Annotated in this window: 20 protein-coding genes; 14 read left to right on the plus strand and 6 right to left on the minus strand. The window is 67.1% G+C overall.

Annotated elements, in window-relative coordinates; translation table 11 throughout:
- Positions 1 to 41: 41 nt before the first annotated feature.
- From cutA to ACE026_RS10130, 4 genes are all read left to right on the plus strand, one after another.
- Positions 42 to 380, plus strand: a complete 339-nt coding sequence (gene cutA, locus ACE026_RS10115) for a divalent-cation tolerance protein CutA (RefSeq protein ID WP_019183549.1) — start codon at positions 42 to 44, stop codon at positions 378 to 380.
- A complete protein-coding gene (locus tag ACE026_RS10120) occupies positions 380 to 2,743 on the plus strand; it encodes a protein-disulfide reductase DsbD family protein (protein ID WP_486038898.1) in 2,364 nt (787 codons plus the stop codon). The genes cutA and ACE026_RS10120 overlap by 1 nt, the downstream gene beginning before the upstream one ends.
- Positions 2,740 to 3,300: a TlpA family protein disulfide reductase gene (locus tag ACE026_RS10125; RefSeq protein ID WP_486038899.1), complete on the plus strand. Its 561-nt coding sequence runs from the start codon at positions 2,740 to 2,742 to the stop codon at positions 3,298 to 3,300. Before ACE026_RS10120 ends, ACE026_RS10125 begins: the two co-directional genes overlap by 4 nt.
- A 146-nt stretch (positions 3,301 to 3,446) precedes the next feature.
- On the plus strand, positions 3,447 to 5,963 hold the full coding sequence (locus ACE026_RS10130) for a PepSY domain-containing protein (RefSeq protein ID WP_486038900.1): 2,517 nt from the start codon (positions 3,447 to 3,449) through the stop codon (positions 5,961 to 5,963).
- A gap of 15 nt (positions 5,964 to 5,978) precedes the next feature.
- Here ACE026_RS10130 and ACE026_RS10135 read toward each other — a convergent pair whose 3' ends face one another.
- Both ACE026_RS10135 and ACE026_RS10140 read right to left on the minus strand, forming a co-directional pair.
- Complete coding sequence (locus ACE026_RS10135; RefSeq protein WP_486038901.1) at positions 5,979 to 8,612, minus strand: excinuclease ABC subunit UvrA; 2,634 nt, start codon at positions 8,610 to 8,612, stop codon at positions 5,979 to 5,981.
- Between the two features lie 73 nt (positions 8,613 to 8,685).
- Positions 8,686 to 11,247, minus strand: a complete 2,562-nt coding sequence (locus ACE026_RS10140) for a methyl-accepting chemotaxis protein (RefSeq protein ID WP_486038902.1) — start codon at positions 11,245 to 11,247, stop codon at positions 8,686 to 8,688.
- Positions 11,248 to 11,638: 391 nt separating this feature from the next.
- Here ACE026_RS10140 and ACE026_RS10145 point away from each other — a divergent pair, with 391 nt between their 5' ends.
- From ACE026_RS10145 to ACE026_RS10155, 3 genes are all read left to right on the plus strand, one after another.
- Entirely contained in the window at positions 11,639 to 11,782 is a 144-nt protein-coding gene (locus tag ACE026_RS10145; RefSeq protein ID WP_179459899.1) for a hypothetical protein, read from the plus strand.
- The gene (locus ACE026_RS10150; RefSeq protein WP_486038903.1) at positions 11,779 to 11,982 is read left to right on the plus strand and encodes a hypothetical protein; all 204 of its coding nucleotides are present in this window, start codon (positions 11,779 to 11,781) and stop codon (positions 11,980 to 11,982) included. Before ACE026_RS10145 ends, ACE026_RS10150 begins: the two co-directional genes overlap by 4 nt.
- A 253-nt stretch (positions 11,983 to 12,235) precedes the next feature.
- Positions 12,236 to 12,685 carry a nuclear transport factor 2 family protein gene (locus tag ACE026_RS10155; protein ID WP_486038904.1) on the plus strand — a complete coding sequence of 150 codons (450 nt, stop codon included), beginning with the start codon at positions 12,236 to 12,238 and terminating at the stop codon, positions 12,683 to 12,685.
- Here ACE026_RS10155 and ACE026_RS10160 read toward each other — a convergent pair.
- A complete protein-coding gene (locus tag ACE026_RS10160) occupies positions 12,680 to 13,420 on the minus strand; it encodes a hypothetical protein (RefSeq protein WP_486038905.1) in 741 nt (246 codons plus the stop codon). The two genes, ACE026_RS10155 and ACE026_RS10160, sit on opposite strands and share 6 nt — an antisense overlap.
- Before the next feature lie 101 nt (positions 13,421 to 13,521).
- On the opposite strand from ACE026_RS10160, the gene ACE026_RS10165 reads away from it, so the two are divergent.
- The 3 genes from ACE026_RS10165 (at position 13,522) to ACE026_RS10175 (ending at position 15,920) form a co-directional block, all read left to right on the plus strand.
- On the plus strand, positions 13,522 to 14,505 hold the full coding sequence (locus ACE026_RS10165; protein ID WP_486038906.1) for an AraC family transcriptional regulator: 984 nt from the start codon (positions 13,522 to 13,524) through the stop codon (positions 14,503 to 14,505).
- Between the two features lie 90 nt (positions 14,506 to 14,595).
- Positions 14,596 to 15,441 (plus strand): type 1 glutamine amidotransferase domain-containing protein, encoded by an 846-nt coding sequence (locus ACE026_RS10170; protein ID WP_486038907.1) that lies wholly within the window; start codon positions 14,596 to 14,598, stop codon positions 15,439 to 15,441.
- Between the two features lie 32 nt (positions 15,442 to 15,473).
- Positions 15,474 to 15,920, plus strand: coding sequence for a nuclear transport factor 2 family protein (locus tag ACE026_RS10175; RefSeq protein WP_486038908.1), 447 nt, complete (start codon positions 15,474 to 15,476; stop codon positions 15,918 to 15,920).
- Between the two features lie 69 nt (positions 15,921 to 15,989).
- Here the strand turns inward: ACE026_RS10175 and ACE026_RS10180 are convergent, their stop codons facing one another.
- Entirely contained in the window at positions 15,990 to 21,791 is a 5,802-nt protein-coding gene (locus ACE026_RS10180; protein WP_486038909.1) for an autotransporter domain-containing protein, read from the minus strand.
- Between the two features lie 529 nt (positions 21,792 to 22,320).
- Between ACE026_RS10180 and aroQ the strand changes: the two genes are divergently transcribed.
- The 4 genes from aroQ to accC are packed head-to-tail and all read left to right on the plus strand — an operon-like array spanning position 22,321 to position 25,113.
- Positions 22,321 to 22,770: a type II 3-dehydroquinate dehydratase gene (gene aroQ / locus ACE026_RS10185; RefSeq protein WP_421117056.1), complete on the plus strand. Its 450-nt coding sequence runs from the start codon at positions 22,321 to 22,323 to the stop codon at positions 22,768 to 22,770.
- Positions 22,770 to 23,192: a lysozyme inhibitor LprI family protein gene (locus tag ACE026_RS10190; protein ID WP_486038910.1), complete on the plus strand. Its 423-nt coding sequence runs from the start codon at positions 22,770 to 22,772 to the stop codon at positions 23,190 to 23,192. The genes aroQ and ACE026_RS10190 overlap by 1 nt, the downstream gene beginning before the upstream one ends.
- A 54-nt stretch (positions 23,193 to 23,246) precedes the next feature.
- Entirely contained in the window at positions 23,247 to 23,735 is a 489-nt protein-coding gene (gene accB, locus ACE026_RS10195; protein WP_121040377.1) for an acetyl-CoA carboxylase biotin carboxyl carrier protein, read from the plus strand.
- A 10-nt stretch (positions 23,736 to 23,745) separates the two neighbouring features.
- The gene (accC, locus tag ACE026_RS10200) at positions 23,746 to 25,113 is read left to right on the plus strand and encodes an acetyl-CoA carboxylase biotin carboxylase subunit (RefSeq protein ID WP_313211321.1); all 1,368 of its coding nucleotides are present in this window, start codon (positions 23,746 to 23,748) and stop codon (positions 25,111 to 25,113) included.
- Positions 25,114 to 25,292: 179 nt separating this feature from the next.
- On the opposite strand, the gene ACE026_RS10205 is transcribed toward accC, so the two are convergent.
- Positions 25,293 to 25,667, minus strand: a complete 375-nt coding sequence (locus ACE026_RS10205; protein ID WP_346490664.1) for a hypothetical protein — start codon at positions 25,665 to 25,667, stop codon at positions 25,293 to 25,295.
- Positions 25,664 to 26,419 (minus strand): hypothetical protein (locus ACE026_RS10210; protein WP_486038911.1); only part of this gene is annotated, 756 nt, incomplete at its 5' end. The genes ACE026_RS10210 and ACE026_RS10205, both read right to left, overlap by 4 nt.

Below are 26,419 nucleotides of genomic sequence, written 5' to 3' on the forward strand. Positions count from 1 at the left end.
GGTCGGACCATTGGCCTCTGGCGGTCCTATACTCGGCGGTCATGTCGATTGCCGATCCCGTCTTCCTGCTGTTCACCACCTGCCCCGACGTGGCCTGCGCCACGCGGCTGGCACATGCGCTGGTGGACGAACGCCTGGCGGCCTGCGTGACGCGCCTGGACGGGGCGCATTCGACCTACCGCTGGCAGGGCGAGGTCACCGAGGACCACGAGGTCCAGTTGCTGATCAAGACCACCGGCAGCCGCCTGGACGCCGCGATCGCGCGCGTGCAGGCCCTGCATCCGTATGAACTCCCTGAGTGCATCGCGGTCGAAACCCGCGCCGGCCTACCGGCGTACCTGGATTGGATTCGGGCGCAGACCCGTGAGGAAAGTGATTGATGACGCTGTTTCGTCGTGTTGCCGCGCTGTGCGCGTTGCTCGTGGTCTCCCTGCCGGCCTGGGCCGTCAGCGAAAAAGATCTGCTCCCGGTCGATGAGGCCTTCGGGCTCACGGCGCAGGCGCGTGACCGCGACCGCGTGGAGATCAGCTGGAAGATCGCCCCGGGCTATTACCTGTATCGCCACCGCACCACGGTCAAGGCCGAAGCCGGCTTCGACGCCGAGGCGCTGCAGCTGCCCGCCGGCAAGAAGCACCACGATGATTTCTTCGGCGAGGTGGAGACCTACCGCGAACGCCTGACCGGCGTACTGCCGGGCAAGGCCGCCGACGGCACCGACACCGTGACGCTGGAAGTGCGTTACCAGGGCTGCGCCGATGCCGGCGTGTGCTACCCGCCGCAGAAGCGCACGCTGCAGGTGAAGCTGCCGGCCGGTGGCAGCGGCGCTGGCACCGTCCCCGCCGCCACCAGCGCTGCCGCTTCCCCGTTCAACAACCCGTTGGCTGGCAACACCGGCAGTGGCCTGCGCCTGCCCGGCACCAGCACCACCCAGGCGCTGCCGCTGCCGTCCGAGCGCGCCTTCGGCTTCGATGCGATCGTCGGTGATGGCAATACCGTGCTGCTGCGTTTCACGCCGGCGCCGGGCTACTACCTGTATCGCGACCGTACCTCGCTGGCACTGGAAGGCGCGCCGGGCATCCGCGCGGACAAGCCCAAGTGGCCGGCCGCCAAATCGCACCGCGATGAGCACTTCGGCGACGTGGCGGTGTATTTCGACCAGATCGATGTGCCGCTGCCGCTGCGCCGCAGCGCCACCGGTGCGACCGACGCCACCCTGGTGATCACCTTCCAGGGCTGCCAGACCGATGGCATCTGTTACCCGCCGATGACGCGCCGGGTGCAGCTGGCGCTGCCGGCCGGCACGATCAACGCCAAGGCCGATGATGTCGCGCAGAAGACCGAGGTCATCGCGCCGCTGCCAAATCGCGACAAACGCGCACAGGCCCGCGGTGATGCCGGCACCGGCAGCCAGCCGATGCTGATCCGCCCGAACGAACCCGCGCTGGCCGCGCCGGGCGACACCGCCGCCACCCCGGATGCCAGCGCCGACAACGCGCAGCGCACCCCGCCGCCGGTCGCCCCGGCCGCCGCACCGGGTAACCTGCTGGTGCTGCTGCTGTTCGCCGTGGCCGGTGGCCTGATCCTCAATCTGATGCCCTGCGTGCTGCCGATCCTGTCGCTGAAGGTGCTGGGCGTGGCGCAGAGCGGCGAGAGCCGTCAGCGCGCGCGCAGCCATGCGCTCTGGTACACCGCCGGCGTGCTGGTCGCCTTCGCCGCCATCGGTGCATTGGTGATCGCGCTGCGTGCGGCGGGCCAGGCCGCGGGCTGGGGCTTCCAGCTGCAGCACCCGTGGTTCATTGCCGCGTTGGTGTATCTGATGTTCGCCGTCGGCCTGAGCCTGTCGGGTGTGTTCACCCTGGGCGGCAGCATGGGCGGTGTCGGCCAGTCGTTGGCCTCGCGCAGCGGCCCGGTCGGCGATTTCTTCACCGGCGTGCTCGCCTGTGTGGTGGCCAGCCCGTGCGTGGCCCCGTTCATGGGCCCGGCCCTGGCCTATGCCTTCGCTGCCCCCGGCCTGCAGGCGATGCTGGTGTTCCTGGCGCTCGGCCTGGGCCTAGCCCTGCCGTTCCTGCTGATCGGTTTCGTGCCGTCGCTGGCCCGCCGCCTGCCGCGCCCCGGCGCGTGGATGGAAACGCTCAAGCTGGTGCTGGCCTTCCCGATGTACGGCACCGCGATCTGGCTGCTGTGGGTACTGGGCAAGCAGCGCGGCGTGGATGCGATGGCGCTGGTGCTGGGTGGCCTGGTGATCCTGTCGCTGGCGCTGTGGTGGTTTGAGCGCAGCCGCTGGCGCAGTCAGCGTGTGGGCGGCCTGTTGGCCCTGCTGTTGGTCCTTGGCGCGCTGTACCCGATCTGGGGCGTGACCCGCATGGCGCCGCCGGCCAAGGCCGCACAGGCGGCCAGCGACAACGTGGTGGAGTACTCGCCGCAGATGCTGGACCGGCTGCGCCAGGACAACCGCGTCGTGTTCGTCAACATGACCGCCGACTGGTGCGTGACCTGCAAGGCCAACGAACGCGCCGTGCTGGGCACCAACGCGTTCCAGGACACGTTGCGCCGGACCAACGCGGTCTACATGCGCGGCGACTACACCAATGTCGACCCGCAGATCACCGCGTTCCTGGATGAGCACAAGGCAGTCGGTGTGCCCCTGTATGTGGTCTATGGCCCGGGCGCACCGCCGACCGTGCTGCCGACGGTACTGACCCAGGCGCTGGTGGAAGAAGCGCTGCTGCGGACCGCGCGATGAGCCCGCGGCCACCACGGCGGACGGTCGTGGTGGTCGTGATCGCGGCCGTGCTCGGGATCGGCGCGGGCATGTGGTTCGCCGGGCATGACGAGCGCCCGGCCAATACGCCGCCACCGCCACGGCCGGTGGTGGTCGCGGCCCAACCGGGTGATCCGATGCCGGCGATCACCCTGCCGGACCTCCAAGGGGAACCGCAGCACCTGGCCAGCTTCCACGGGCGTCCGCTGCTGATCAACGTCTGGGCCAGCTGGTGCGGGCCGTGCGTGGAGGAAATGCCCGCGCTGACCGCGTTTGCCGATGCACAGGGCGCTACCGGCGTGCAGGTGCTCGGGCTGGCGCTGGATACGCCCGAGGGCGTGCGCGATTTCCTGACCCGCATCCCGGTCGCCTACCCGATCGTGCTCGATACGCCTGGCCCTGCCGACGCCAGCGTGCGTCTGGGCAATGCACAGGGCCTGCTGCCGTATTCAGTGCTGGTCGATGCGCAGGGGCGCATCGTGAAACAGAAGCTGGGGCCGTTTGCGGCCGGTGAGATCGAGGCCTGGGCACGGCACTGACGCCGGTGGGATCGGTGACGGTTTGATCGAGATGCTGCGCTGGCCCGCCTTGAGCTATTGACCGCCTCAGGCCTGCCCCCAACAATGACGAGATCCATTCTCATCCACCGCCGGGCGCGCTTCGCCTTGCCGCCGGAACCGCCCGCATGTTGAAAACCGTTGTTTTCCAGCTGCACTGGCTGCTGGGCATCACTGCCGGCACCGTGCTGGCGGTGATGGGCCTGAGCGGAGCCACGCTGGCCTTCGAAGACGAGATCATGCGCGCGGCCAATCCTGCGCTTGCGCAGGTCGTGCAACGCCATGCGGCCGGCGAGCAGCCCCTGGCGCTCACCGAGCTGTTGCCGCGGTTGCAGAAGGACATGCCACAGCCGTTGCAGCGGCTGCGCGTGGATGCCACCGGGCAGCGCCTGTCGGTGGCGCGTTTCGAAGGCGGCCAGGCGAACTGGCGCTACTTCGATCCGTACACGGGTACCGTGCTGACCGAGCTGAAGGGGCTGGACGTCTTCGCCTTCGTCGAAGACCTGCATCGCCACCTGGTCAGCGGTGAGCGCGGCAGCCTGATCACCGGCAGCTGCGCGATCGCGCTGGTGTTCTTCTGTCTGTCAGGGCTGTACCTGCGCTGGCCGCGACGCTGGTGGCACTGGCGCACCTGGCTGGCCGTGGAGTGGTCGCGCAGCGGCCGCAGTTTCCTGTGGAGCCTGCACTCGGTGGTCGGCACCTGGGTGCTGCTGGTCTACCTGATGATCGCGCTGACCGGGCTGTGGTGGTCGTTCGACTGGTACCGCAAGGGCGCAACTGCATTGCTGGGCGGCCCCGCGGCCGAGCAGAACCAGCCGCGCACCAGCGGCGGCCCACTGGACCTGGGCAAGGTGCAGGCCACCCTGTACGGGTTGGAGGGCGTGCGACGCGGTTACATCGACCTGCGCTTACCGGCCAAGCCGGGCCGTGCGCTGACCGGCCGCGTGCAGGGAAGCAACACCGCGCACGACCGCGCGCAGGACATCCTCCAGCTCGATCCGTCCACAGGTGCCCTGCTCGCCTACGAGCCTTACCGCAGCAAGAACGCCGGCGGCAAGATCATCGTCAGTGTGTTCGCGCTGCACTCGGGCAGCTTCTTCGGGCTGCCGGGGCGGATCATCGTGATGGTGTCCAGCCTGGGCATGCTGGTGTTCTTCATCACCGGCTGGATGCTGTATCTGGACCGCCGACGCAAGAAGCGCGAGGTGCGTGCCTCACGCCTGCCTCTCGCGGCGGCCATCGGCACCGGGCAGCCGTGGCTGGTGGCGTTTGCCAGCCAGAGTGGTTTTGCCGAACAGCTGGCCTGGCGCACGGCGGCGCAGTTGCAGGCGGCTGGCCTGCCGGTGCACGTCCGGCCGCTCGCGCAGGTGGATGCGGCGTTGCTCGCGGATACGGCGAAGGCCTTGTTCGTCATCAGCACGTTCGGCGATGGCGAAGCGCCGGATGCGGCGCGTGCGTTCGAGCGACGGGTATTGGCGCAGTCCACCTCGCTGCAGGGCCTGGCGTACGCCGTGCTTGGGCTCGGCGACCGCGAGTACACACGCTTCTGCGGTTTCTCGCGGCAGGTGGACAGCTGGCTGGTGGCGCAGGGCGCGCAGCGACTGTTCGCCAGCATCGAGCTGGACCGCACCGATACCGTGCCACTGGCGTCCTGGCAGCAGCAGCTGGCTGTGCTGACCGGGGTTGCGGATCACACCCCGCTGCCGGCACCGGTTGAACTGTACCCCTGGGCGCTGGATGCGCGCGCGCAGCTCAATCCGGGCAGCGCCGCCGGGGCGATCTGGCAGGTGTCACTGCAGCCGCCGGCGCACGCCCACTGGCAGGCCGGCGACATCCTGGAGATGGCGCCGCGCCACGCGCGTGCGCATGTGCTGTCGGTGCTGGCTCGCAACGGTCTGGATCCGCAGGCGCCGGTGACGGTCGATGGGCGCATCACGGTATTGGTCGAGGCGGCTGCCGCGCGTGTGCTGCCTGAGACAGCCGAGGCGGTGGACACCGCTGCAGCACCCGATGCTGCCCGCTGGCTGGCACGACTGCCTGCGCTGCCGCATCGCGAATACTCGATCGCCTCGGTGCCCGGCGATGGTGCCGTGCAGTTGGTGATCCGCCTGACCGATCTGCCCGATGGCCGCCACGGACTGGGCTCGGGCTGGTTGTGCGTGCATGCCAGCGAGGCAGACAACATTCATGCCCGCGTGCGTCGCAACAGCGGCTTCCATCGCCATCCCGAGCACGCCCCGATGCTGCTGATCGGCAACGGCACCGGCATCGCGGGCCTGCGCAGCCTGCTGCGTGAAGCCGCCGCGCAGGGCGATCGCGGGCATTGGCTGGTGTTCGGCGAACGCACCCGCGCGCACGATTTCCTGTACCGCGAGGAGATCGAGGCGTGGCGGGCACAGGGTCACCTCAGCCGCGTGGACCTGGCGTTCTCGCGCGATCCGGACGGCGGCGGCTATGTGCAGGACCGCCTGCGCGCCGCACCGGAGGCACTACGTGCGTGGGTGGACCTGGGCGGCAGCCTCTACGTGTGCGGCTCGTTGCACGGCATGGCCGAAGGTGTCGATGCCGTGCTGCGCGAGGTGCTCGGCAACGATACCGTGGACGCCCTGCTCAACGACGGGCGCTACCGCCGCGACGTGTACTGAGCAACGCTGCGCCGCTCAGGGAAACCAGCGGCGCAGATAGCGCGCGGTAGCGCCCTGCCTGGCGCGACTGACCTGGGCCGGCGTGCCTTCGGCCACGATCCTGCCGCCCTCCTCACCCGCGCCCGGCCCCACATCGATCACCCAGTCCGCGTCGGCCACCACGCGCAGGTCGTGCTCGACCACCACCACCGTGTTGCCGGCGTCGACCAGGCCGTGCAGCTGCGTCATCAGCTTGTCCACATCGGCCGGATGCAGGCCGGTGGTCGGCTCGTCCAGCACATACAGGCTGTTGCCGTGCTGGCTGCGCTGCAGCTCTGTCGCCAGCTTGATCCGCTGCGCCTCACCACCGGACAGTTCCGTGGCCGGCTGGCCCAGGCGCAGATAGCCCAGGCCGATATCCCGCAGCAGTTGCAGCGGCCGCTGCACCGGCGGCTCGTTGGCAAAGAACGCCAACGCTTCCTCCACCGTCATCGCCAGCACCTGCGCGATGTTGCGGCCGTTCCACTGCACCTCCAGCGTCTTGGCGTTGTAGCGCTGCCCATGGCAGGTGGGGCATGGCGCGTAGACGCTCGGCATGAACAACAGTTCGACGTGGACGAAGCCCTCGCCTTCGCAGGTCTCGCAACGGCCGGCGGCGACATTGAAGGAGAAACGGCCCACGCTGTAGCGGCGCGCCTTGGCCGAGCGGGTGCCGGCAAACAGCCGGCGCACATGATCGAACAGGCCGGTGTAGGTGGCCAGGTTGGAGCGCGGCGTCCGCCCGATCGGCTTCTGATCGACGTTGATCAGACGCTTGATCGCCTTGGCCCCGTTCAACCGGCCACGAGTGCGTTCGATGCGGCTGGGCTGCGGCAGGTCGCTGTCGGTCTCTTCGATCACCGGCTCCTGCCCCAGGTGCTCGCCGACCAGTTCGACCAGCGCCTGGCTGACCAGACTCGACTTGCCCGAGCCGGAGACACCGGTCACCGCCGTGAACGCGCCGAGCGGAAAGCGCGCGTCCACGCCATGCAGGTTGTTGCGATGGATACCCTGCAGCGCCAGCCAGCCGGACGGCGCGCGCGGCGTGCGGCGCGGGCCTGTGGTGTCCTGGAAAAGATAGGGCGCAGTAAGCGAGGCGTTGATCGTGCGCAGGCCGTCGGGCGGACCGCTGTAGAGCACCTGGCCGCCGTGCTGACCCGCACCCGGGCCGACATCCACCAGCCAGTCCGCGCGGCGCAGCATCTCCAGATCATGCTCCACCACGAACAGCGTGTTGCCGCCGGCCTTGAGCTGGGCCAGTGCGTCGTACAGGGCCTCGCCATCGGCCGGATGCAGGCCGGCGGTGGGCTCATCAAGCACGTACACCACGCCGAACAGGCTGGAACGGATCTGCGTCGCCAGGCGCAGGCGCTGCAGTTCGCCCGGTGACAGCGTCGGGGTCGCGCGGTCCATCGACAGATAGCCCAGGCCCAGCGACTGCAGCGTGCCGATCCGTTCGACCAGATCGTGCGCGATGCGCTGGGCCGCGATGCGTTTCTCCTCCGACAGATCCGGCGTGCGGCGCACATCGCTGCCGCCCGCATGCGCGTTGCCACCGGCGGCCACGCGCTTGGCCGGGGCCTGGCGGCCGGCGCTGCGGCTGCGTGTGGCGGTGGCGGCCGCTACCTCGAAATGCCCCTCCGCCGCCGGACGCAACGCCTGCGCCATGGCACTGAGCGGCAGCCGCGACAACGTGCCGATATCCATGCCGGCAAACGTCACCGACAGCGCTTCGCGCTTCAACCGGCGGCCATCGCAGACCGGACATTCGGCGCCGATCATGTAGCGCGCCACCCGCTTCTTCATCATCGCGCTCTGCGTGGTCGCAAAGGTGTGCAGCACATAGCGGCGCGCACCGCTGAAGGTCCCCATGTAACTGGGCTCTTCCTTGCGCCGGAGCGCGGCGCGGGTTTCGGCCGGGGTAAAGCCGGCGTAGACCGGCACCACCGGTTGTTCCTCGGTGAACAGGATCCAGTCGCGCTGCTTCTTGGGCAGATCGCGCCAGGGAATGTCCACGTCGTAGCCGAGCGTGACCAGGATGTCGCGTTGGTTCTGCCCGTGCCATGCCGGCGGCCACGCGGCGATGGCGCGCTCGCGGATGCTCAGCGAGGGATCAGGCACCATCGATTGTTCCGTCACTTCATACACGTAGCCCAGCCCATGGCAGTTCGGGCAAGCGCCCTGCGGTGTATTCGGTGAGAAATCCTCGGCATACAGCATCGGCTGTCTGGCCGGATACGTACCAGCGCGCGAGTACAACATCCGCAGCAGGCTGGACAGCGTGGTCACGCTGCCGACGCTGGAACGCACGCTGGCGGTGCCGCGCTGCTGCTGCAAGGCCACGGCCGGCGGCAGGCCTTCGATCGCATCCACGTCCGGCACGCCGACCTGGTCGATCAGCCGACGCGCATAGGGGGACAATGACTCCAGGTAGCGCCGTTGCGCCTCGGCATACAGCGTGCCGAACGCCAGCGAGGATTTTCCCGAGCCGGAGATGCCGGAGAACACCACCAGCGCATCGCGTGGGATATCGACATCCACGTTCTTGAGGTTGTGTTCGCGTGCGCCCCGGACGCGCACGAAGGTATCCGGGGCAGTAGTGGGCGACGGCCGGCGCGTGGATTTGTTCATAGATGAACAATAGCGAATCACAGCGCCGGCTCATTGCCGGTGAAGACCGGTGAGCGCGACGTTGACGCGCGGGTCAGGCCATGGCCCGCACGCGCGCCGCCGCCGGCGGAGTGACGACGAAGGCATCCACCGCCTCGCCCAGCAGGGAGGCCTGGCGATCCAGTGCGCGCGCCGAGGCCGACGCTTCCTCCACCAGCGCCGCATTCTGCTGGGTGCTGCCATCCATCTGCAGCAATGTCTGGCTCACCTGCTCGATACCCGCCGTCTGCTGCTGCGAGGCCGCGGAGATGCTCGCCATGATCGATGTCACCCGCTGTACGCTGCCGACGATCTCGCCCATGGTCGCGCCCGCGTCATCTACCTGGCGCGTGCCGACGTCGACCTTCTCCACCGAGGCTTCGATCAGCTGCTTGATCTGGCGCGCGGCGTCAGCACTGCGCTGTGCCAGCAGGCGCACTTCGCTGGCCACCACCGCGAAGCTGCGCCCCTGCTCGCCTGCGCGCGCGGCTTCGACAGCGGCATTGAGCGCCAGGATGTTGGTCTGGAACGCGATCCCGTCGATGACGCCGGTGATCTCCCCGATCCGGCGCGACGACAGTGCGATGTCGGCCATGGTGGTCACCACCTGCGCTACCGATTCCCCACCCCGTGCCGCGACCTCGGCCGCGCGGATCGCCAGCTGGTTGGCCTGCTGCGCCGAGTCCGCATTCTGCCGTACCGTGGCCGCGAGCTCCTCCATCGAGGAGGCGGTTTCTTCCAGATGCGCCGCCTGCCGCTCGGTGCGATCGGAGAGATCGTGGTTGCCGGCGACGATCTCGCCGGCGGCATGGTTGATCGCCAGCGAGGCCTGCTGGATGCGCGCGACGATGTCGGTCAGCTGCATCACCGTGGCATTGGCATCGTCACGCAGGCGCGCGAACACACCGTGGAAATCGCCCTGCATGCGTACGCGCAGATCGCCCTGCGACAACGCCGAGAGCAGCCCCTGCACTCCGGACAGGTTGTTCTGGAAGGTGTCGAGCAGGTGGTTGATGCTGAGCGCGAGCGTTTTCACGAAGCCCTGCTTGTCCTCGACCGCGATCCGCCCGTGCAGTTCGCCCCGCGCGGCCGCATCGACAAGCGCGGCCACCTCGTTCTCCACGGTGGTTTCCAGCGCGCGGCTGCGCCACTCCACCGCCGCCCCCAGCAGCTGGTCGTGCTCCACGATCGGGGTGATCACCAGTTGGTAGCGGACGCCTGCGTGCTCGATCTCCCGGCTGGCACGCTGGCCGCGCTGCAGCGTCGGCAGCAGGCTGGCGAAGGCCGGATGCAGGGCGGCCGCCGGTTGGCCGCTCCATTCCGTGTGCGTGAGCTGCAGTTCGGTGAGCAGCGCCTGGTTGAGGAAGCCGATCCGCCCCTCGCCGTCGAGCACCATCACGCCGGTCTGCGCACTGTCCAACGCCTGGCGGGCGCGGGTGTTGTCGCGCGCGACGGCGCGCTCGGCCTCGATCCGCTCGCGCAGCCGTTGCTGCATGTGGCGCAGGCGCGCGGCCAGCTGGCCGATCTCATCGTGCGGATTGTGGATGGTCAGCACGGTGTCGAGCCGGTCATCGGCGATGTCCTCGGCAAAGCGCAGCGTATCGCTGATCGGTTGACGGACCGCGCGCAGCACCAGCAGCAGCGTGGCGATCAGCACCACTGCCACCAGCAGCAGGGTAAATGCGAATACGACCCCCATGGTGCTGGCCCGCGCGGCCTGTCGCTCGCGTGCCGCCGCCAAGGCCCGCGTCTGCGCCTGTTGCAGCGCCTGCAGCCCGGGCCCGATCTGGGCCGCGGTCTCGGCCAGTGACTGCGCCTCGACATCCAGCCCGATGCGGGCGGCGGTGTAGGCCAGCAGCGCGCCTTGGTAGTCGTCCATCTGCGTTCGCAGCGCTTCCTGCGTTTCTGCATCCAGGCGCGCCTCGGCCAGGGACAGATCGAACGGCAGCTTCTGTTCGCTGGCGCGATCGGTATGCGCCGCATCACCGGTGAGCAGCAGCAGGCTTTCCTCGCGCCGCATCTTCTGCAGCTGGGCGATCACCACCGGGCGCGCGCTGGCCTCGACGCTGGCCTCCAGTGTGGCAGCCGCTGCCTCCAGCTGTGCGCGCAGGCCGGCATCGCCGCGCCCCATCTCATCCACCCGGGCATTCAATGCGCTGATGCCCTCGGCGAAGTCACCCGCGCGGGCAGCCAGCTCGCGCAGCGCCCCGGCACTACCGGCATCGTGGGGATCACGCTGCAGCTGGCCCAGGGTCGCCTGCAGGCGCTGCTGCGCGGCCTGCAACGCCTCGCGATCGCTGTCATCGAAGGTGCTGGCATACCGTGTCTGCAGGCGCCGCGCATCGGCGATCTCGGTCGCCAGCGTGGCCGCCAGTGCGGCCTCCTGCTGGTGCGCGGCGAAGGTTTCGGCTGCGCGCTCGGTATCATGGCGCGTCCAGCCGTAGACGACGGCGACCGCAAACAGGCCCAGGCCGCAGATCAGCAGGCTGGCCCTGAGTTTCTCTGCCACGCTGAGGCGGCCGAGCGCGGCCAGCCGGGTCGGCTGGGCGAGACGGAAGCGGAACCGATCGCCCAGACGGGCGACGAACAACGACAGGCGACGGGGGACGACCGACATCACGCACTCCAGGCGGAAGGACGCACCGGTATCGGCGGGATCGCGCTGAACTTGAGGGCCGATCTCACTGAGCGCCCCTGGCGTCGCCAGTGGCTCCCGTTGTAAGGGCGCCAGACGACGAAGTGATGACGATCAGGCGACGAGCGCCGGGCGGCTCGGGGTATCCCTCGCTGGGCGGTGGCATGCGTCGTCTTGAACGGGCGGATTGCAGCAACACCGGGATCACACCCGCTGAACGTGCGACAGTGAAGGAAGGGACAGCGCCTTCACGGCGATTGCGCTGAACTAGCGCTGGGGTCGCGGCCGGGGCCGCTGCAGGATCCGGTGCGCGCCACCGCACCTTGGGCCGATCACGACGCACCAACGCCATACCGCACGGAGAGAGACCGCCATGAATGCCGCCTTCAAGATCTTTCTGCTCGCCGGTGCATTGCTGTACGGCCTGCCGGGGCTGGTGTGGTGGGTGAACCATCGGCGCGCCAAGCGGGCGCGGCTGGCCCAGGGCGTGGTCAGCGTCGAGGCCCGCGCGCCATGAGCGGCGGCACCGGTACGAGCGCGGCAACGCACCTGACCGACGAACAGCGGCAGATCCTGCGCGACATCAACGCCACGCGTCCGGTCAGCGATGAAGCCGCCAACTGGGCCGTCAAAGCCGGCTACGCCGCGCAGGCAGAAGATGGCGACATCGACCTGACCCAGGCCGGTCGCCAAGTGGTGGACTCCAGCACGCTGTAGCGGGTTGAGCCATGGACAGTGCGTTGACGTAGCTGAGCAAGCCACGGGAGGGAAAACTGGCGCAACGCCGGCCTTGCAGGACAGCAGCACTATCGCTTTGCGCGCTTGAGCGTGTCTGGCTCCCGTTCCGTCGGTTGCGTCCGCTGACGGATCGACTCCGGAAATCGAATCCCGGAGTCCTGGAACGTAGTGCACGCCCTTGATCCGACAGGGATCAGGCAGCCTGCTGGCTCCTGCCTACCTGGGTCCCACCATGAAACGGTCACTGCTCTGCGCCCTCTTCTCCGCCGCGCTGCTGTTCTCCCCCACCACCGTTCTGGCACAGACCAGCGGCCATGACGCCGTAGACCAGGTCATGCAGAAGATGCTGCGTGGCTTCGAGGCAGGTGACCCGGCGCTGATATTGGAAGTGCTCAGGAAAGATGGCGTGGTGGTGGGCTACTCCCCCGCCGCTGGCCGCATGGTCACCCAGACCACGGAAGAATGGGCCAAAGGCTTCACTGGCGAGCCGGCCGCGGATGAGGCGCAGCGCAAACGCAGTTACCGGATCCTGGACGTCACCCCACACGCTGCGCAGGTGAAGCTGACGCTGGACTACCCTGGTTGGGATGGCGAAGACTACCTTGCCCTGCTGAACATCGATGGCAAGTGGATGATCGTGAGCAAATCATGGAGCGGCCAACGCAAGTCGCCGGCGTCATGAGTCTTCATCTTTCACGCTCACGTACAGCGTAGGCACGGCCTTCATGAGATCCCCCAGTCGTCCCATCTGGATCTGCAGATCGGGAATGACGTCGGTCGCAGCGTCGAGCAGTGCCTGGCAGTGCCGCTCGAACAGTCCGACCACGCGACGTCGTGGCTCGAGCATGATGGAGTAACAGGCCTGGCTCGACCACGGCGGGGGCGCCAGCGCGTAGTGCGAGCTGCCCAATGCAAACAGCGGCGCGTGGCTCTCGCCTGGCAGCGACAGCGTGATGTCGTTGGCGTTCACCTCGGCCCGGGTGTGGGTGCGCTGGATCGCCCACGCATCGAGTGTGTTGCGGCCCGGCACCGGGCCTACGGTGCCATCCACGGCGCCGGCCAGCAGGGACAGCGCGGCATCCACGCTCACACCGTAGTGGTCCAGCATGTGAGGCTCCAGCGCCATCCACAGCTGTATCGCGCCGGCCACCGGGCCATACGCGTGCAGGATGTCTGCTGGTGCCAACGCCGGCAGCAGCGTGGACTGCACCAGGTGCGCGAGTTCCTCCACGCTGCGTGTGGCGCTGGTGACGGTCAGGAACAGATACGGCGCCATCCCCGCCCGCCCGGACTCCAGCGTCGGCACGGCCACCGCCCCCGCCACGGCATTGCCGCGCGCGCACGAGGGCAACAATGAGGCGCCCGCAAGCGCGGCCAACAGCAGGCGCCGCCGCGCCAGAAAATGAGTGTCATCCATGCGCAGAGAATACACGGGGGTAAAAGGGACCCGCTTGACGGGCCGCGTATTTTCTCAATACTGCGCCAATGCTCAGCCAACACTTTCTCTTCTTCTTCGCCATGCTGGGCGCCTTCAATGGCATCGTCGCGGCCTCGGTATTGTGGTGGCGCGCCAAGGGCGAGCCCACGCAGCGCTGGCTCTCACTGCTGATCCTGATGGTGGGTGTGCGAACGGGAAAATCCGTGGCCTTCCACTTCTGGCCGGATATTCCGCTGGTCGTTCTCCAGCTCGGGCTGACCGCCTGTTTCCTGATCGGCCCCTGCCTCTACTTTCTGGTGCGCTCCAGCCAACGCGACGCTGCGGGGACCGATACGAACGGCCGGTGGCACCTCGCCGCGCTGCTGGTGCTTGCCGTGGCGGTGAATGTCCTGCTGCCCTACACCCGCAACATCGAACTGTGGCGGTACGTCATCACGCCGGGCATCAACCATGCCTGGCTGGGCTATCTGCTGCTCACCACCGTGCAGGTGTATCGCCACCGCGCCCGGCTGCTGTCCTCGCCCTCCGCCCCGCTGCTGCTCGGCGCGCTGGCGGGCATCTGGATCATCTGGATCGCGTACTACACGGCGGGATACACGTCCTATATCGTCGGCGCGCTGTCCTTCACGTTCGTTCTCGCGGTAAGCGTTCTGGTCGGGCTCCGCCTGCGCGCGGGGCGGGCAACGATCGAGCCCTATCAGGACCGGCGGATCCCCGAGTCCGACGCCGCCGTTCAACTGCAGGCCCTGGCCGAGCTGATGGCGCGCGAGCGGTTGCATCTGGACCCTGCGCTGACCCTGCCCCGCCTCGCCCGTCGGCTTGGCATGCCCCAGACCCGGCTGTCGCAGCTGCTCAACGACAACAACCAGACCTCGTTCAAGCAGTACCTCACCCAGCTGCGGGTGATCGAAGCCAAGGCGATCCTGCAACAGCAGCCTCCCAAGCCGCTGGATATCGTGGCGCAGGAAGCGGGCTTCCAGTCCATGTCGACCTTCTACAGCGCGTTCAAGAAGTGCGAGGGCGTGACCCCGGCGGCCTACCGCACGGCCGCCACACACTCCTAGAATCGATTCCCGCACTCCGGAAAGACGCTGCAATACATTGATTTGAAAGCGATTGGATAGGGTGCTGGCTCCTTCCTGCGAGTCAGCGCCATGCAGACGTTACGTACCATCGCCACCTTCGTATTGCTCCTGCTCAGCGTCTGGCTGGGCGGTACCTGCACCACCGACGCTGCGCCGCGGACCACGGTTCCCACGGCCATGGGACAGCCCGCCGGCGGCCAGCAGGACCGCATCCTGTTCATCATCGCCAGCGCCAAGGTGCATGGGACCTCCACGCTCCCGGCCAGCGTCAGCTTTGGCGAGGTGGTGCATGCCTGGGATGTCTTCCATGCCGCCGGCTATGCGGTGGACTTCGTGTCGCCCGACGGCGGCGCCGTACCGATTCTGGATGACTACGTCAGCGAAGACGTGGCGCACCGTCTGGACGATGCCCGGATCATGCGCGGGCTGCGCGGCACCGTCACCCCGGCACAGATCGATCCCAGGCAGTACCGGGCGGTTTACTACGTGGGCGGCAGCAATGCCATGTACGGGGTCGCCGAGAACGTGGCGCTGCAGCGCATTGCGATGCAGGTCTACGAGGGCAACGGCGGGGTGATCTCGGCCGTCTGCCACGGGACCGCCGGCATCGTGAATCTCCAGCTTGCCGGTGGCCAGTACCTCGTCTCGGGCAAACGCATCAGCGGCTACCCGGAAGAGCACGAACGCCAGGATGCGCCGTACTTCAACCAGTTCCCGTTCCTGATCCGCCAGACCGTCGTGTCACGCGGCGGTGCATTCCGCACGGTGGAAAGCGATGACCCGCATGTCGAAGTCGATGGCCGGCTGGTGACCGGGCAGAACTACGCCTCTGCCACGCCGGTGGCGCAGGCCGTGGTCGAGGCGCTTCGCATCCACACCGTGCAGGCGTCCAACCAGGCAGCCGCTCAACCCTGATCTCCCACACACCACACCCCTGAGGAAACACCATGAAAGTATCGATTCGATCCGTTGGCCTTGCCGCCAGCCTGTTCCTGCTGCTCCCCACCTCGGCCATGGCGCAGAGCACCGATCGTGAGGCGGTGGACAAGGTCATGCAGACCTTCATGCGCGCCTACATCACTGCCGACAACACGTTGGCCAAGGACGTCTTCCGGCCAGACGGCGTGATGATCGGCTACTCCGAAGCCCGTGGCAGCGCGCTGCAGATGCGGACCGGGGAACAGTTCGCCGAAGGCTTCAACGGCACGCCGGCGGCCAACGAGGCCCAGCGCAAGCGCCGCTATGAAATCGTGGACATGGCCACCAACCTGGCGGCCGTCCGCGTGATGCTGGATTACCCCGGCTGGGATGGCGTGGACTACGTGGTCCTGCTCAAGACCGATGGCCAGTGGAAGATCATGAGCAAGTCCTGGACCGGCCAGATCAAGCCCTGAGCTGGAATGCGCGAACCTGACGCCCATCGCTTCCGGGTGTGGACCGGAAGCGATGAAGCGCCCGAAGCATCAACGCTCGCCGCGCACCCCAGCCAGTGGATCGCCACAACGCGAGGCGACGTCGCGATGACGCTGCTGCGCGCACTCACGCGCCCCCCTGCCATCGGCATCCACCTGCGACACTCCGCTGCCGCCTTGCCCGCCAAACCGCACCTGCACGCCGACGCTGTTGCTGCGCAGACTGTTGCGACCCTGCTCGTGACCGAGCAGCAGCGAGAACATCCAGCCGCTGTCCAGCTGCAGATCCACGCCAGCACCGATCGACAAGGCATCGTCGTTGTAGCTGCGCATCGCCAGGACGTAATCGCTCGCGTTCGGGCGCTGCACATAGTTCATCGTGGCTTCGCTGCGGTTCTCCAGCGCCTTGCGATACTCCACGTTCCAATGCGGACGCCAGCTGACGCGCTCGCCCTGGAAGGCATGGTTGCCCTCGATGCCCAGCGCGACACTGCTGTTGTCGATGTCCTGACGACCGTAGGCCAGATCGAATGCATCCAGACCATGCTCGCGATAGCCATCCAGTCCCGCGCGGTGCCCATCGTAGCGGCCATAGCTGGTCAGCGTGGTGCCGCGGGCACTGCGGTGCTCGTAACCAAAGGTAAGTGAGCCGAACCACTGGTCGCCCTTGCGCGAGCCGTGCGCCGCCGCGCCGCCCACCTCATTCCAGCGATTCACATCGAAATCCAGCCGGCCGCTGGCCAGCATGCCGTCGAAGAACACGTGCTGGCCCGCGCGCCACAGGCCGTAGACGGCCAGCGAGCGCTGGTCCGCATCGGTGCTTGACGGGCTATTGTTGAAGTCGGTGTCCTGTCGCCCCCAGCTGCCTGCAAGTCCCAGCAGCACGTTCTCGCCGATGGCCCGATCCGCACCAACCGTGATCCCGCCGGTGTTGAAGTCGAATCCACCGCTGCCGCGCCCGTACCTGCCGAAGGTCGCCGTACCGGCTGCCCACGCACCCCAGCCCTCGGGCAGGCGCGGAAGACCGTTGACCATGCTGTCGGCCGCTCTGTTCAGCGGTACCGAGATACCCGGCACACCAAGGCCGCCTGCGTACGCCAGGGCGACGTTGAAGCTGGAGGCATTGCTGCCGACCCGCACCTGGCGCAGGCGGTCGCGGATGTTGCCCTGCTGCACCTGGGCAAAGCGGATGCTGGCATCGGCCTGCGCCTGCAAGGTGCCGACAACCTGCGCATCGGCGGTCGGATCAGGGCGCGCCGCCACGACCAGCCGGAGCTCGATCGACGCTGCTGCGTAACTGCCGCTTGCCGCCTGTGCAGCGGTCAGCACCGTACTGCCCTCACCCACCACGGTCACCCTGCGGCCATTGACCGTGGCGACGGCCATGTTGGAGCTGCTGAAGGTGAACGCGCCGGGGCTGGTGCTCTGCGGCAGGGCAAGCTCAAAGTCCGATTCGCCATACACCTTGCTCAGATCGTCCTGCCAGGTGATCACCGGGGTGGCCATGCTGATGTTCACCTCCAGCTGCAGCTGGGTTGCGGCGGCACGCAGTGTGTCGCCGGCCTGATTGGCGGTCAGCACGCAGCGACCGGCCGATACCATCGTCACCGTGTCGCTCTGCACAGCGCACACCGAAGGGGTTGTGCTGGCAAACACAATGGGATTGCCGGAGTCACCGCCGGTGGCGGCGACACGGAAGCTGCCGCCCACGCTGTAGACGGGATCGGCCGGTGTTGCGGTGAAGCCGGTGATGGCCTGTACGGCCGCCGCCACCACGAACCGGTAACTCCGCTGACCGCTGAAGCCATTGGCGTCGGTCACCTCCACGTCGAAATCGAAGGTACCGGCGGACGTAGCTTCACCGGAGATGTCCCCGGATGCGGCGAGCAGCAGCCCTGGCGGCAAGCTGCCGGACCGCAGCGCAAAGCGGTAGGGCGCTGTCCCGCCACTGGCGGTCAGGCGCTGGCGATAGTCCTGCCCGCCATCGGCGGGCGGTAGCTGCGGCTGGTCAAGCACCAGGCTCGGCGCATCCACCACGAGGGTGTAGCTGCGGCTCGTGGTGAACGGCCCCGTGCCGGTGCTGCTGTCAGTCACCAACACCGTGAAGCTGAAGGAGCCTGCTTCGTTGGGGGTACCGGACAGTTCGCCGCCAGGCGACAACTGCACGCCGGCCGGCAACGCGCCACCGGAGACCGCATAAACGTAGGGACCGGTACCGCCGCTGGCCGACAGAACGTGACGGTAGGCATTGCTGGCCGTGGTCGACGCCAGCGAAGCAGGATCCAGCGACAGCGTCGGTGCGGACACCGTGATATCTACCGCAGCCGCTGCGGAGGTGGTGTAGGCATCGCTGGCGCGGTAGGTGAAGCTGTCCGGACCTGCATAGCCCACGGCAGGCACGTACTCGATAGCCATGCCGTTGACCGTCGCCGTGCCATGGCTGGGGGCGCTCACCACCGCTACAGCGGTCGGTGAACCTGTGATCGGCAGCGTGATCGTGGTTGCCGCCGCACCGTAAGCGACGGTGGCCGTGGCAGGACCGGCAACCAGGGCCGGGGCCGGCGTGACTGCATTGGAGGCCGCTGAAGCCGAACCCGTACCGGCGCTGTTGGTGGCGGTCACCGTGAAGGTGTAAGTGACACCCGGCGTCAGGCCATTGAAGCTCAGCGGCGAGCCGCTCCCCGCGACGGTGGCACCGCCAGGCATCGCCGTGGCGGTGTATCCACTTACCGGCGCGCCTCCAGTGTTGCCGGGTGCGGTGAATGTCACGCTTACCTGACCGGCGCCGATGACCGTCGCGGTGCCGATGTCCGGCGCGGAGGGGACAACTGCATTGACCGTAAACGTTCGGGTGACCTGGGCCGCCGGCAGATAGCTGCCATTGCCGGCCTGGTCGGCATGCAGGGTGCAGGTACCTGCACCCACGAAGGTCAGCATGCCGCCGGTAGTGATCGTGCACACCCCGGTCGTGGACGAAGTGAACGTCGGGGTCAGTCCGGAATCCGCCGTGGCGGTCAAGGTCGGCGTTGTGCCGAAGTTCTGCGTTCCCGGGCTGTTGAACGTGATGAGCTGCGCGGCCTTGGGGGTTACCGCGCTGGACGCCGTCGAGGCCGGACCCGCGCCGGCGGCATTGTCTGCCGTGACCGTAAAGGTATACGCGACCCCGTTGGTCAACCCGGTAACCACCATTGGCGAGCTCGCTCCATTCACAGGGGCGACGTCGGCCGGACTGACGGTGACCGTGTAGCCGGTGATGCTGGCGCCGCCGGTGAACACAGGCGGCACGAACGCGATGCTGACCTGGGTATCACCGGCAGTGGCCGACGGAGCGGGAGGGGCGCCCGGCGCCACCGGAGCGACAGTGAATGACTGACTTGCCTGGGGTGCGGCCAGGTAGCTGCCATCGCCGCCCTGGTTGGCGTTGATGGTGCAGGTGCCTGCGGAAAGGAACGTCAGCGCGCCGCCGGACGTGATCGTACACACTCCGGAGGTGGCGGATCCGAAGCTGACCGTATAGCCGGCACCAGCGCTGGAGGTAGCGGTCAGCGTCGGCGTGGTGCCGAAGTTCTGCGTGCCGGGGTTGTTGAAGGTGATGGTCTGCGGCGATGCAGGCATCACACTGTTGGACGCCGCCGATGCGTCACCTGTTCCCGCTGCGTTGCTCGCGGTGATGGTGAAGGTGTACGCCACGCCGTTGGTCAAGCCGGTCACGGTGACTGGTGAACCGGCGCCGGTCGCAGTGACCCCGCCCGGGCTGGCTGTCACCGTGTACACGGTGATGGCGCTGCCACCCGTAAAGGACGGTGACGCGAACGTGACCGTGGCCTGGGTGTTGCCGGCGGTGGCCGTGCCGATGGTCGGCGCACCTGGCACCACCGCATTGACGGTGAAGGTCTGCGTCACCGTGGTAGCCGCATTCCATGCGGGACTACCCGCCTGATCGGCGTCGATCGTGCACACGCCGGCACTGACGAAGGTCAGCGTGCCACCCGAGCTGATGGTGCACACCCCGCCAGTGGACGAACTGAACACAGGAACGAGTCCCGAGGTTGCCGTCGCCGAGAGCGCTGGCGACGAGCCCATGGTCTGAGTGCCCGGATTGCCGAACGTGATGGACTGGTTGCCCTTCGGGGTCACAGCGCTGCTCGCGCCGGAGGCTGCGCCAGTGCCGGTTGCGTTGATTGCCTTCACGTCGAACGTATAGGCGGTGCCGTTGGTGAGGCCTGTGACCACGATGGGTGACGTGGTGAATCCGTTGCCACCTGCGGTGGCACCGCCAGGGCTCGCGGTCACCAGATAGCCGGTGATCACCGAGCCGCCATTATCGGCCGGCGCGATGAATGCCACGGATACCTGGGCATCGCCAGGCGTTGCTGCGCCGATGACCGGCGCGCCGGGAGCGGCAGGCATCGCCACGGTGTGGGTCACACCCGACAGGTAAGGCGCAACACCCGTGTTGCCCGCGGCATCGGCAATGTCCGTCGCGCCATTGAAATTGACCTTGAGCGTCCCCGAACCCGCGATGCTGCCAACGTTGACGTTGACCGATGTCCCGGAACTCGCCGACACACTCACGATACTGCCGCTGGCACTGCCCGTGCCGACGAGTGTGAAATCGTCTGTGGACACATTCGATACCGTCTCATCGAAGGTCACCGTGAATGCCATCGCCGCGTCGCTTGCGGCGGGGGATCCCATCGGCGCGATGCTGTTGACCGAAGCAATGCGATTGTCGACCGTCGCGTTGCTGGTATCGGCCGTGGTGGTGGTGTTGCCGGCATTGTCCGTCGCGGTCAAGGTGACGTTGCGGTTGCTGACACCATTGATGGCGCCACCGACGATCGTATAGGTTGCCGTCCAGGCCCCGCTGCTGTTGACCGCGGTGACAGCGGCGCCGCCACCGAACTGGCTGAAGTTCACGCTGACTGCGCTGATCGTATCGCTGTTGTTATCCCCGCCCGCCGTGTTGTTCCAGACGGCAGTGACGGTGTCGCCGAGTTTGTAGGCGCCACCACTTCCCGACGCACCGCTGATGTTGATGTTTGCATTGGTCAACGTCGGGGCGATGGTGTCCACCGTGGCATTGGTGGTGTCGGCACGGGTGGTGCTGCCACCGCCATTGGTCGCGGTCACGCTGACGTTGCGGCTGGCGGTGTCGATGAAACCGGCCGTGAGGGTGTACGTCGCCGTCCAGATTCCGGCGCTGTTGATGGCTACGATGGCCGAACCACCCCCGAACTGGCTGAAGTCGACGGTCACCGCGCTCACGCCGGCATTGTTGTCGCCGCTCGCGCTGTTGTTCCACGTCGCGGTGAGGGTATCGCCGATCTTGTATGCGCCGCCGGTACCTGTCCCGCCACTGATGCTGATGCGTGCGTCGCTGATCGTCGGGGGTGCAGGGGCCTGGCAGGTCACTTTTGCAGTGAACGTTCCACCGCCCGTGCCCGACCACAGGTACACCGAATAGTTGGGGAAGTCTCCAGGTACGACATGCGTGTTGTTGAGATTCAGCTCGTTGCCTTGGGCCGCGTACTGCTCACCTACGTCGGTTGTGTTGACGTCCTCCCAGATGGTGAACCCGCCTCCCCCTCCACTGGATCCAGCGCTCGAATTCGCGCTGCCAGACGACGTAACGACGTAGTGAATTCGCTCGCCTTCGGCGACCTGATAGCCCGCTTGATAATCGTCAAGACCGCCGCTGACCGTAATGCCATTCCCCCAGTAGTTCTGGATGGCCTGGCAGCCACTGGACAGCGCCGCCATCGCAGGCGCGGTTGCAGCAAGGCCGCAGAACGCTGCGGCGAACAGGGTGAGGCGACGCAGCGTGCGACGCTGTTGGGATTTGGGACACACACCAGCGGCCCGGCAGGCAGACACGATCAACGACACACGACACCCCTTGTTGCCTTGTAGTGCCTTTCCGCGGAAAGGCCGAAAACAGCACAACCGCCCCGGGAGTACCCCAAGATCGACTGCCCGCCTGGACAGTTGTGATCCTTCCCCTGCCGCTGCCCGGTTCCTTCCAGGCAGGTCACGCCCTGCAATCTCTGTTCCACCCGTGACCGCCACGAACTACACAGGGGTCGCCGAGCCGGCCATCCCACCGGCCGATCAGGCACGCGCTTTGCGCGCCATGCGGAGATATCGGCCACGTTGCCTGAACCTGTAGCGTCGTTCCGATGCTGTCTGGGGGAATGCGTGGCTGACCAGTCCCACGTGTCTCCGCAGCGGCGCCCGAGGCAGCGCACAGCTGCGGACACCGTGCTACCACAACGGTCCCGCTCAATTTTCAAACATACGCTTGAAACACGCGTAACTTCGTCGAACTGGACACGATCCACCAGTTCCGCCAGACTCCGCCCTTTCCTGTTGTTCGGCACCCATGGCGAAACTGCTGGTCCTGCATGGCCCCAACCTCAACCTGCTCGGCACGCGCGAGCCGGGGGTCTATGGGCACACCACGCTGGCGCAGATCGACCAGGCCCTGCTGGCCCAGGCGCAGGCCGCCGGCCATGCCCTGGAGAACCTGCAGTCCAATGCCGAGCACGTGCTGGTGGATCGGGTGCAGGCCGCCCGCGATGACGGCACCGCCTTCATCCTGATCAACCCGGCCGCGTTCACCCATACATCGGTAGCCCTGCGCGATGCGCTGGCCGCGGTGGACCTGCCCTTCATCGAGATCCATCTGTCCAACCCGCATGCACGCGAGCCCTTCCGCCAGCACAGCTATTTCAGCGACAAGGCGGTCGGGGTGATCTGTGGGTTCGGGGCGGACAGCTATCGCTATGCGATGGATGCGGCGCTGACCCGGCTGGCGGCCACCTCCGCGTGATGACGCTGCCGCGTGTCCTGGCCAGCGTCGCGCTGTGGGGCTGCCTGTGTGGCGCCGCCATCGCCGCGGATCGCAGCGCGGAAGGCATCGACTGCGCGCAGCCGAGCGGCACCATGGAATCGGATCTGTGCGCCTCGGATGTGGCCAGCGAGGCCGATACCGAATTGAACGCGGTCTACGCCCAGGCGCGCCTGCAGTTGCGCAGCCAGGCGGCCGAAGGCGCCTGCACGCACTGCGCCGATGCGGAAAAGCAGCTGATCCTGGCCCAGCGCGCGTGGATGCAGCTGCGCGATCACGATTGCGATGCGGTCTACGCCTTCAACGCCGATGGCACCTCGCGCAATGGCGCGCAGATGCGCTGCCTCACCACCCTCGCGCGCGACCGTACGCGGCAGCTGCGCGATTTCTACGAATTGCTTTGACCCGAGCGCATCGCGCTTCCCACCACACTGACACCACGAGCTAAAGAGGCCCCTATGGATCTCCGCAAAATCAAGAAACTGATCGACCTGCTGGAAGAGTCGAACCTCGCCGAAATCGAAATCAAGGAAGGCGAAGAATCCGTGCGTCTGTCGCGCGCGCCCGTCTCCGGCTACGGCATGGTCCAGGCCCAGCCGCAGATGATGATGGCCCCGGCACCGGCCCAGGCCGCTGCCCCGGCAATGCCGATGCAGTCGCCGACCGAAGCCTCCACCGGTGGCACCGCCAAGGCCGGCAATGCCCTGCCCGATGGCCACGTGCTGCGCGCACCGATGGTCGGCACCTTCTATTCGTCGTCCTCGCCGGACAAGCCGGCCTTCGTGTCGGTCGGCCAGGCGGTCAAGGCCGGTGAAACGCTGGCGATCATCGAAGCGATGAAGATGTTCAACCCGATCGAAGCCGATGTCTCCGGCACCATCGTCGCCATCCTGGGCGAAAACGGCCAGCCGGTCGAATTCGACCAGCCGCTGTTCGTGATCGGCTAAGGATTAGTCCATGCTCGACAAAGTCGTTATTGCCAACCGAGGGGAGATCGCGCTGCGCATCCTGCGCGCGTGCCATACCCTGGGCATCCGCACGGTGGCTGTGCATTCCACGGTCGACCGCAACCTCAAGCACGTGGCCATGGCCGACGAGTCGGTCTGCATCGGTCCGGCACCGTCCTCGGAGAGCTACCTCAACATCCCGGCCCTGATCGCCGCGGCGGAAGTCACCGACGCCCAGGCCATCCACCCGGGCTACGGCTTCCTGTCGGAGAACGCCGACTTCGCCGAGCGCGTGGAAGAATCCGGTTTCATCTTCATCGGCCCCAAGGCCGACACCATCCGCCTGATGGGCGACAAGGTGGAAGCGATCCGCGCGATGAAGGCCGCCGGCGTGCCGTGCGTGCCCGGCTCGGGCGGTCCGCTGACCGACGACATCGTGGCCAACACCAAGATCGCCCGTGAGATCGGCTACCCGGTCATCATCAAGGCCTCCGGTGGCGGTGGCGGCCGTGGCATGCGCGTGGTGCATGCCGAAGCCTCGTTGAAGGCGGCGATCGAGACCACCAAGTCCGAAGCCAAGGCCGCTTTCAGCAACGATCAGGTCTACATGGAGAAGTTCCTGGAGAATCCGCGTCACGTGGAAATCCAGGTGCTTGCCGATGGCCAGGGCAATGCCATCCACCTCGGTGAACGCGACTGCTCCATGCAGCGCCGCCACCAGAAAGTGGTGGAAGAAGCGCCGGCACCGGGCATCACCGCCGAGCTGCGCGATGAGATCGGCAAGGTGTGCGTGGAAGCCTGCATCCGCATCGGCTACCGCGGCGCAGGTACCTTCGAGTTCCTGTTCGAAGACGGCCGCTTTTACTTCATCGAAATGAACACCCGCGTGCAGGTGGAACATCCGGTGACGGAGATGGTGACCGGCATCGACCTGGTCTGCGAGCAGCTGCGCATTGCCGCCGGCCAGAAGCTGACCATCAAGCAGAGCGACGTGGTGCTGACCGGCCACGCGATCGAGTGCCGCATCAACGCCGAAGACGCTGAAACCTTCGTGCCGAGCCCGGGCCAGATCACCGCGTTCCATCCGCCGGGTGGCCCCGGTGTGCGTGTGGATACCCACATCTACAGTGGTTACCGCGTGCCGCCGAACTATGACTCGATGATCGGCAAGCTGATCGTGCACGGCCCGGATCGCGAGACCGCGATCGCGCGCATGCGCGTGGCACTGAGCGAGCTGGTTGTAGACGGCATCAAGACCAACGTCGCGCTGCAGCAGCGCATCATGCGCGACAAGGGCTTCCAGGCCGGTGGACAGAACATCCACTACCTGGAAAAGCGCTTGGCCGAGCGCAAGAACAAGTCGATCGCGTTGACCTGATCGCTTGCTCTGCGCGGTATGCCGGACAGCAGAAAGGCGGGGATCTCCCCGCCTTTTTGTTTGCGCGAACCGCGCTGCCAGAGGACACAAACGCGACAGGGCCAACCCGTGGTTGGCGTACGCGTGACATGTCGCCGGCATACCGCCGCCACGCATGGCGTAGCGCTACAGGCGCGCGCTTACGGCTTGGCGGTATCCGCAGCGGTGACCTGCGAGTTCTTCACCGGCTCCACGCCCAGCGAGGACGTCGGATCCATGATCACCATCGTCTCGGTGGAGCCATCGGGCCACACCACCTGGAAGGTACTGCCGGTGGGCAGCGAAGCGAACGGCATGCCACTCTGCGCGCGATACACCGCAGCGACCTGACTGGCACCGGCACGACGCACTTCGGCATCGGCCTTGACCGAGGTCAACTGCACTTTGGACAGGCTTCGGTAACGATCGTCGTAGGTGTCGATCATCACCAGACCCACTGCCCCGGCCGAGTACGCGACAAACAACGCCACCCAGAACCAGAATTTCGCACCGTGCAGGATTCGACGGTAATTCATCGCCCATTCCTCTGCTTGACCAGCTCTTCGACCAACACGTTCATTTTCCCCGCACCTTGCCGCGATACCGCGGCGTCATACACAAAAGTGGCAAAGTCCTGCCCACCGTCCTGCGAACAGATCCCTCCGTTCGCGCAGAAATTATTCATCAGCACACTGTCGGGCCCGCAGGCCATGCCCAGCTCGCAGGCCGCCAGCCGCCAGGCCAGTTCGCTGAACTGATCGCCGGCCACCATGCCGCTCATCGCACTGTCGCCGCTGGCGCGCTGGCCCATGCCCGGCGCCAGTGCCATGAAGGCTTCCGGATCCCGCGAGTCCATTACCCGCTCGACCAGCCCGCGACGATAGGCCGGTGCGGTTTCCAGTGGATGACCTTCGGCGAACAGCGAGGCCTCGGCCGCCAGGTTGCCGGCCTTGGCGGCCTGCATGCGCTGGGTCAGGATCAAGGACCGGCCCAGATTGTCGCTGCTGACGAAGCCGGCGCAGCGGCGCGAAACACGCTCGCGCGCGGTCACCATCGACACGGACGCTTTCATGCCCAGCCCGGTCAACACGTCGTTGTCGAGCTGGTAGCCACCCGGGTCCATGGCGTACATGGCGCAGTAGTCGTACACGCGGCTGACCATCCATCCGGCCTCGGCGTTGCCGTTGGCGGCCTGCAGCTGCAGGCGCTGCGCATAGGCAAACAGATCGGTATCGCCTTCGATATCGGCGCGAAGGTCCAACGGCAGGCCGGAGGCCACGGCCGTGCC

The sequence above is a fragment of the Stenotrophomonas sp. AGC87 genome (genome assembly GCF_057333975.1).